Source organism: Desulfococcus sp., from assembly GCF_050178255.1.
Classification (GTDB): domain Bacteria; phylum Desulfobacterota; class Desulfobacteria; order Desulfobacterales; family Desulfococcaceae; genus Desulfococcus; species Desulfococcus multivorans.
This window is the reverse complement of sequence record NZ_JBFXGG010000140.1, coordinates 1-7061: the sequence shown is the minus strand read 5'-3', so window position 1 is coordinate 7061 and position 7061 is coordinate 1. Positions and strand designations below refer to the sequence as shown.

Below are 7061 nucleotides of genomic sequence, written 5' to 3'. Positions count from 1 at the left end.
CGGCAATCATGCCGTAATCGAAAGATGGAAGAGATGTCCTTGAATTTACCTACATGGTCGGAAGAAAAGAAGCGAAAAGAACAACTGGATGATGTCGTATTTCTGAAACGGCAGGCACGGTTCGGTTCCGAGGAACTTTCCGAGCAGGAGAAGGCGGACCGGGTGAGGCGCCATTTTGATTCCGTGGCCCACAAATACGACATGATGAATACGGTGCTCAGCCTGGGTATTCATTATCTGTGGAAGAAGGCTGCGATCACCCGGCTTGGATTGAAGTCCGGTGAGAGGGTTCTCGATGTCTGTGGGGGGACCGGAGATCTGTCCGTCATGGCCGGAAAGGCGATGGGACGCTCCGGGAATATCGTGCTCTACGACATCAACCGGGACATGATCAATGCCGGTCGCATGAAGCGGACCAACGCCGATATCCGCAGGGACATTCATTACGTCCAGGGGGACGCCGAGCGGATTTCATTTCCCGACGACACCTTCGATGTGGTGATGATCGGCTTTGCCGTTCGAAACATCACCCATATGAAACAGGCCTTCAGTGAGATGTGCCGCGTTCTGAAACCCGGGGGCCGCTTTCTCTGTCTGGAATTCTCCAAACCCGTATGGCCGTGGTTTCGATGCCTGTACGACGTCTATTCCTTCCACATCATGCCGCTTCTGGGGGATCTGATGATGGGTGAGCGGAAGGCATACACCTGTCTGCCGGAAACCATACGCCTGTTCCTGATGCCGGATGAACTGAGGGATGTGCTGACTTCAGTCGGGTTTTCAGAAGTGATCTATGAGCGGATGACCAACGGCATCGCAGTGGCCCACACCGGTACCAAGAGGCCGTAGTCAGGCGAGGAAAAGGATGCGTAGGGCTGTTATCGAAAACAGGGCCGGCGGATACCAACTGGCACGATTGAAGAGACGCATCGCGCTGACCTGCGTGGGATTTCTTCGGAACTCGGCGGCCGGCATGATGAGCAGCCAGATTCCTAAACTGAGAACGACCAGATAATCTATCGCGCTGAATCGTGCCCGGGACAGGCTGAAAAGCACCAGGGTTAAGAGCACCGCGGCTCCCAGGGTCACGACGGCGGCGAAGGATGAGAAATCGAGGCCGAACCGGACGGGGACGGTCTTGGCGTTCAGCTGGATGTCTTCATCCATGTCGCTGCTGTCGTTGGGGATATTCTGACCGCCGACCTCCCAGAAAAACAGCATGAAAAATAGGGTCGCCAGAAAAAGCCCCGACGGGTGCGGGTCGACGGCGAAGACGGCGGCGACGGCCCCCAGGGTTTTGACGATTCCATTGATGAATATTCTCATCGGGCTGACCTTCAAAAGAAGGCAGTAGGTCGCTTCGAGTAGACAGCCTCCTATGAAAATCCATGCGCAAACCGGATTGAGAAGATAGGCACCGACAAGGGCGACTGCCGCCCAGGCCGCGGACCAGAACAGCCCTTCCCGAAACCGCAACAGGCCCTGGGCCATGGGATGCCGAACCAGGGCCGCGTCGATGTCCTCCGTCCCGGTTCGCACCCTGCAGTCTGCCTGCCTGAGCTTTTCCTGGTCCACCCGATAATCGACGACGTCGTTCAATGCATAGACGGCGGTATATCCGGCGAAAACCGTTACGATACCCAGCAGCAGAACCGGGAGCGGCGGCAGGCCGCCCAGCCACAGACAGGCCGCAAAACAGGGTGTTGTCATATCCAGCAGCCCATGGGGCGTGCGAGACAGGGCCACAAAGAGCCTGAAACGATGATCGCGGATGAACCGCATCGGATTTGCAGTGGTTTTCAACATGTAACTCCCGGAAGCGGCATTGAGGTGACGGCGAATTGTTGAATGCGCCTTAAATAAACGATAACCGACGGCAAGTCAAGACGGATCGAATATCCGGCTGTTGAACGGCCGACGGCTGCGGGAGGATGGATGAAACAAGTGGAGGATCCCCTGAACCTGGATGAAAGGGAACTGGATAAATTCGAGAGGGTTGCCGACCGTTGGTGGGACCGCAACGGTGTATTGAAGTCTCTTCACGACATCAACCCCCTCCGGTTGGGGTATATCCGGGAGCGTACCCGGCTCCGGGGCGTCCGGGTCCTTGACGTGGGGTGCGGCGGCGGCATCCTGAGCGAGGCCCTGGCGGCCGAGGGCGCCCGTGTAACGGGGATCGACATGGGGGAGGCCCCCCTCATGGCCGCCCGCCGGCATATGGTGCTATCGGGACACGCCGTCGATTACCGCAGGACAACGGTGGAGGCGCTGGCCGATGCCGCCCCCGCCGCTTTCGACGTCGTGACCTGTATGGAACTCCTGGAACATGTTCCCAGGCCGGCGTCGATCGTAGCGGCGTGCGGACGTTTGGTCAGGCCGGGAGGCGACGTGTTTTTCGCCACCATCAACCGCAATCTCAAATCCTTCGTTTTTGCCATTGTCGGGGCGGAATACGTTCTCCGTCTCCTGGAGAGGGGATCCCACAGTTTCCGAATGTTCGTCCGACCCGGCGAGTTGACCCAATGGGCCGAAAGTGCGGGGCTCGACGTCAGGAATGTCGCCGGATTGCAGTACAACCCCTTCAGTCGCCGATATTTTTTGAACAACAATACCCGGGTGAACTACCTCATGCATGCCCGACGGCCGCATCGGCGCTGAAGAATCGCCATCGTAATTCTGGACAGGCAGACCAGACGATCGTGGTTGTCGGTGGTGCGGATTTCCCATACGTGGGTGCTTCTGCCCAAATGTGCGGGGGAGGCCGTTCCCATCACGATCCCGCGTTTGATGGCGCGGATAGAACCGGCGTTGGTGTCGGGTCCGACACAGTGGGGTTCATGATGATTCCCTCAATATCCGTATCCGCCCTGCCGAATATGCACGAGACGGCTGTTTTCAAAAATCAGGGTCTGGGTCAGGCGGCTGGAGCCGAAGTTATAGAACCACTCCTGGATGGTGACGATCTTCTTGCATCCCGTGTACCGTTTGCCGCGATAGATATAGTAGTGTTCCTCGTATCGTTCATAGTCGTCCGGATCCGTCCAGAAAAAGGGATCGCGGCAGTTTCGACTGAACCGTTCCTCCTGACGCTCATCCACCCAGGTGGGCTCACCGCAGTTTTTAATAATCTCGGATGACGTCATCCCCCGGACGATAACCTTGCCGTCGCAGCGCAGGGCCGACGCCGGCGACGCGATGAGCGTCGTTATGAGGAGCACCGATAGAATCGTCAATTTTGGATTCATAATCGCCTTTCATGTTCGACGGTGATGGATGCGGCGTCGTCCGTCCGTCGATTGCCGGTCCGATCTGTTTTATGGGACGGCGCGTTGAGTTCGGGGTCAATGCCGTATCGGCGTAAACATAATCACTGTCGGGACGATGATCAATTTTACGGCGCAGCGGGTTTGCGGCAACCCCCTCCCCCCACAAGGCGACATCGCTTCACGAAAAAAGGCCTGAGGAAGTTATCCTCAGGCCTTGTGCGAATTCTCTGGAATTCGATAGGAATCTTTAGAACAGGCCGCTGACCTTGCCGGTGGCGGGATCAACGTCGATTCTTCTGAATGCCGGGTTGGAGCTGGTTCCGGGCATCAGGCTGATGGTGCCGGCACAGGGGCAGAGGAACTTGGCACCGGAGTAGATCAACACGTCGCGGATGGGCAGGCGCCAGCCCTTGGGCACACCCTTGACCACCGGGTCATGGGAAAGGCTCAGATGCGTCTTGACCATCATGGTGGCGAAGTCGGCATATTTGGGATCTTTTTCAAGCATCTCGGCCTTGGCGTTGGCCTCGGGGCTCCAGTCGACGCCGTCGGCACCATAGACCTCCGTGGCGATGGTGTTGACGCGGTCGCGCAGCTTCATCTCCAGCGGATAGAGGAATTTGAAATCGTTCTCTTCGTTGCAGGCGTCGATGACCGCATCGGCGAACTCCAGCGCGCCTTCACCGCCCAACTCCCAATGCTTGGATTCCGCGCAACGGGCGCCGGCGGCCTCGGCGGCCTTCCGGACGATGGCGCATTCCGCATCGGTATCCGTGTAGAAGCGGTTGATGCAGACAACCGGATTGATGCCGGCCTTCCGGATGACGTTGATCATGTGAACCATGTTCTCGCATCCCTTTTCGACGAGGGCGAGGTTCTCCTTGGTGTATTCATCGGGAAGGGCTTTCCCGGCGACTACCTTGGGTCCGCCGCCGTGCATCTTGAGAGCGCGGATGGTGGAGGTGAGTACGGAGACGTGGGGCTTCAATCCGCTGAAGCGGCATTTCACGTTCCAGAACTTCTCAAATCCGATGTCCGCGGCAAATCCGGACTCCGTGACATGGTAATCCCACAGCTTGAGGCCGACGCGGTCTGCGATGATGGAGGATTGGCCCACGGCGATGTTGGCGAAGGGGCCGGCATGAACCAGACACGGCTGGTATTCCGCGGTGCACATCATGGTCGGGTTGATGGTGTTTCTCATGAAGGCGGTCATGGCGTTGCCGACTTCCAGATCGCCGGTGGTGACGGGCTTTCCGCTCTTGTCGAAGGCTACGGTGATGTTGTTGAGGCGCTCCTTCAGATCGGCCAGGTCTTTGGCAACGGCCAGAATCGCCATGCACTCGGACCCGACGGCAATGCCGAACTTGGACTGCATGGTGAAGCCGTCGGTGCGGCCGCCCAAACCGATGACGATATTGCGGAGGGCCTGTGCACAGAAGTCGATGATCCATCCCATTTCGACGCGGGTGGGGTCGACATCGAGGCGGCGCATGCCGGTCAGCCGGGCCAGCTGTTCGTCGTTGTAGTTTCTTTCATGCTGCATGCGGGCGGTCAACGCCACCATGGCCAGGTTGTGGGCGTTCATGATGTCGTTGATGTCGCCGGTGAGGCCCAGGGAGAATTCGGTCATGGGGATCAGAAGGGAGTTGCCGCCGCCCGCCGCCGTACCTTTGACGTTCATGGTCGGGCCGCCCGAGGGCTGTCGCAGGGCGCCGCCGACGCTGACGCCGCGTTTCCCCAGACCTTCCATCAGACCCACGGAGGTGGTGCTTTTACCTTCGCCGAGAGGGGTGGGCGTGATGGCGGTAACCTCGATGTACTTGCCGTCGGGCTTGTTCTTGAGGCGATCGATGATCTTCAGAAAGTCGAGCTTGGCCAGACGGCCCATGGCAAGGAGCTCTTCTTTTTCAAGCCCCAGTTTGTCGATCCAATCCTCCGGCAGGGGCATGTTTTTTTCGGCTTCCTCGGAAATCTGCCAGTCGGCCATTTCTACTGCATTGTAAGCCATAGATCCAATTCTCCTTTAGTTATTAATGTTAGCGCCAGGGATCCTCGATACGAGGCATCCCGTCACGATGGATAACCGACATCTATTTATTATTGTCTTTATTGTCTGAACCGGCCAATATCGGCTAGGATGAGCTCATTCCATGAATACATGCGTTAAAAATCGGTCACTCATACCATGCGCGGGCTGATTTGGCAAGCGCTATCTCCCATACAGAGAGACCGGAACCCGCGATGCCCGTCCCCCGGAATACTGAAAAAAAGGATGAAATGTTTGCTTTTTTCATGATTTTTCATAATATGTCCGAAATTTTCTCCGAATGCGTCCATATACCATCAGCGTCGTCGAGGTTGTCATGAAGATTTCTGATTTGCTGCACAGGCCAACGCTCACCCGCCTTGCCAAAACCTGCGGGTGAGCGGCGAAGCTCAGCCCGGTCGGGCTGGAGGCTTTATTGGCGGCCCTGCCGAAAAGCGATGATCCCAACATCATCGTGGGGTTCGATACGTCAGACGATGCCGGCGTCTACCGGCTGAACGACCAGGAGGCCCTTGTCGTTACGGCGGATTTCATTACCCCGCCGGTGGACGATCCGTATCTTTTCGGCCAGATCGCCGCAGCCAACGCCATCAGCGACATCTATGCCATGGGCGGCCGCCCCATTGCCTGCCTGAGTCTTGTTGGTTTTCCGGGAGAGAAGCTGGGGCCTGATGTGCTTCTGGGCATCATCACCGGGGCCGTGAGCAAGATTACCGAGGCCGGCGCCGTGTTGCTGGGGGGGCATACCACCGAGGATGCGGAGCCCAAGTTCGGGCTTTCCGTGACGGGACTTGTTCATCCTGAACGGGTGTGGCGCAACTCCGGCGCACGGCCGGGTGATCGGCTGATTTTGACCAAACCTGTCGGTAGCGGGGTTCTGTTCAATGCCAACCTGAAAAAGCGGGTTTCCCGGGGCGCGATGGAACGCTGTATCCGTGTGTTGACGACCCTGAATCGAAAAGCAGCCGAAATCATGGCTGATTTTGACGTTCACGGCGCGACGGATGTCACCGGATTCGGGCTGGCCGGTCATGGATTGGAAATGGCCCGGGGATCGAATGCAACGCTGGAGATCGAATTCGAAAAAATCCCGTTCATGGATGAGGCGCTGGATGCCTACAGGGCAGGAGTGACCACCGGCATGAACGCGGACAACCGCCGATTGACCGAAAAACGGGTTCGGTTTCCAGGGCGGCTCAGGCGATGGGAGGAAGAGATCCTCTTCGATCCTCAGACCAGCGGCGGGCTTCTTGTCGCCGTAACGGCGTCGCAGGCTGATGCGCTGATCGAGCGGCTTCATCAGGCGGGCATTACCCATGCCGGAATCATCGGTCGGGTTCTCGATCCCGGCGGTGCGTCCATCGTTTTCAGATAGGCGTTTTGTCTCCCTGAATTTCCTCTCGAGGTGTCTTTTTTACGGGCTGCGTTTCTGCCGGTCGGCGTTTTCTCCGGATCGTGCTCCAGGTTCGCGGGGAAGGGAAGGGCACGTGTCGTCCTTCCCGGATCAGCGCGGGGGGATCTCCTGCGCGTCGACCGAATGGTGCAGTCGATTGAGTCGATAGTAAAATTTCCCCAATGCCATCAGCGATTCGTGGGTGCCGGATTCGATAATCCGACCCTTTTTGACCACAATGATCCGGTCGGCATGCCGGGCGGTCGAAAGCCGGTGTGCCACGACCACGGCGGTGCGACCCCGCATCAGGTTGGAAAGGGCTTCCTGTATCTTGAGCTCCGTTTCCGAATCG

At 57.9% G+C, this 7061-nt stretch carries 5 protein-coding genes and 3 pseudogenes; 3 read left to right on the top strand and 5 right to left on the bottom strand.

The window, feature by feature from the left end; genetic code table 11:
- Positions 1-849, top strand: an 849-nt coding sequence (locus AB7S84_RS15685) for a class I SAM-dependent methyltransferase (protein ID WP_428155647.1), incomplete at its 5' end; no start/stop codon positions are given.
- Here AB7S84_RS15685 and AB7S84_RS15680 read toward each other — a convergent pair.
- A complete protein-coding gene (locus tag AB7S84_RS15680) occupies positions 850-1806 on the bottom strand; it encodes a UbiA family prenyltransferase (protein ID WP_428155645.1) in 957 nt (318 codons plus the stop codon).
- Positions 1807-1935: 129 nt separating this feature from the next.
- Here AB7S84_RS15680 and ubiG point away from each other — a divergent pair, with 129 nt between their 5' ends.
- Positions 1936-2658, top strand: a complete 723-nt coding sequence (gene ubiG / locus AB7S84_RS15675) for a bifunctional 2-polyprenyl-6-hydroxyphenol methylase/3-demethylubiquinol 3-O-methyltransferase UbiG (protein WP_020875781.1) — start codon at positions 1936-1938, stop codon at positions 2656-2658.
- On the opposite strand, the pseudogene AB7S84_RS15670 reads toward ubiG, so the two are convergent.
- The 3 genes and pseudogenes from AB7S84_RS15670 to AB7S84_RS15660 all read right to left on the bottom strand — a co-directional run.
- Positions 2622-2834, bottom strand: a pseudogene (locus tag AB7S84_RS15670) (hotdog fold thioesterase); the annotation flags it as partial. The gene ubiG and the pseudogene AB7S84_RS15670 overlap by 37 nt on opposite strands.
- Positions 2835-2849: 15 nt before the next feature.
- The gene (locus AB7S84_RS15665; RefSeq protein ID WP_020875782.1) at positions 2850-3245 is read right to left on the bottom strand and encodes a DUF2845 domain-containing protein; all 396 of its coding nucleotides are present in this window, start codon (positions 3243-3245) and stop codon (positions 2850-2852) included.
- Positions 3246-3513: 268 nt separating this feature from the next.
- Positions 3514-5277: a formate--tetrahydrofolate ligase gene (locus AB7S84_RS15660; protein ID WP_428155642.1), complete on the bottom strand. Its 1764-nt coding sequence runs from the start codon at positions 5275-5277 to the stop codon at positions 3514-3516.
- Between the two features lie 424 nt (positions 5278-5701).
- On the opposite strand from AB7S84_RS15660, the pseudogene selD reads away from it, so the two are divergent.
- Positions 5702-6691: pseudogene (gene selD / locus AB7S84_RS15655) on the top strand (selenide, water dikinase SelD); the annotation flags it as partial.
- A 129-nt stretch (positions 6692-6820) separates the two neighbouring features.
- Here the strand turns inward: selD and AB7S84_RS15650 are convergent.
- A pseudogene (locus AB7S84_RS15650) lies at positions 6821-7061 on the bottom strand (ABC transporter ATP-binding protein); the annotation flags it as partial.

Bases quoted from the DNA above. Each gene is read 5' to 3' on its own strand.
- AB7S84_RS15680 (WP_428155645.1), bottom strand. From the start codon at position 1,806: ATGTTGAAAACCACTGCAAATCCGATGCGGTTCATCCGCGATCATCGT.
- ubiG (WP_020875781.1), top strand. From the start codon at position 1,936: ATGAAACAAGTGGAGGATCCCCTGAACCTGGATGAAAGGGAACTGGAT.
- AB7S84_RS15665 (WP_020875782.1), bottom strand. From the start codon at position 3,245: ATGAATCCAAAATTGACGATTCTATCGGTGCTCCTCATAACGACGCTC.
- AB7S84_RS15660 (WP_428155642.1), bottom strand. From the start codon at position 5,277: ATGGCTTACAATGCAGTAGAAATGGCCGACTGGCAGATTTCCGAGGAA.